The 665-nt window shown below is 65.4% G+C and carries 2 protein-coding genes; both read right to left on the bottom strand.

Features of this window, described 5'->3' with window-relative positions; genetic code table 11:
• The coding region (locus AC1DU6_RS34300; protein ID WP_477862923.1) for a type II 3-dehydroquinate dehydratase at positions 1-167 on the bottom strand (167 nt) is incomplete at its 3' end.
• Positions 168-284: 117 nt separating this feature from the next.
• A partial coding sequence (locus tag AC1DU6_RS34295) for a TlpA disulfide reductase family protein (protein WP_477862921.1) occupies positions 285-665 on the bottom strand: 381 nt, incomplete at its 5' end.

The following is a 665-nucleotide window of genomic DNA, read 5'->3' as shown; positions in this document are numbered from 1 at the left end:
GCTCCCTCGTGGTTGCTCTGGAAGCTGTTCAGCGTGGCGCCGGCATCCGTGGCGATCTTGCCGAGTTCGGCATCGATCTGCGCGAGAGTCTGCGCGCCGTAGACCTCGGGCTCGCGGGTGCCGAGCAGGTTGAGGTTGGGGCCATGCAGGACGAGAACTTGCATCAAACATGTGGCGGCGCGCCTGCCCGAAGGTCTAGAGAGTCGCCACTAAATTGAGGAAGGGCGAACTTTACGCGTTTTGGACCCGATTTCCTGCTGGATAGGGAAATTCTCGGGGGCGCGTCAGCTTCGGGCCAATTGGCGCAGTTCTTCCAGGCGGCTCACGCCCAGACGCCGCCAACTGATCTCGCCGGTCTCGTCGAAAACGACGGAAAAGGGCAGGCCGCCGGCCGCATTGCCCAGTTCCCGCACCAGCCCCAGGCCTTCCGGCCCGGCCAGCGCGACCGCGAAGTCCAGCGGCGTCTTCTGCAGGAAGGCCTTGACCGGCTCGGCCTGATCCACCGCCAGGCCAAGGACCTGCCAGCCCTTGCCCTTGGCTTCCTTGTAGAACTGGTTGATCTCCGGCAGTTCCTTGACGCAAGGCGGGCACCAGGTGGCCCAGAAGTTGACCAGCAGGGGCTGGYCGCGCCAGCGGGCGACGTCCAGGTCGCTACCGTCCAGGGC

The organism is Roseateles sp. P5_B10 (genome assembly GCF_056400485.1).
This window is presented reverse-complemented; position numbering and strand designations above follow the sequence as displayed.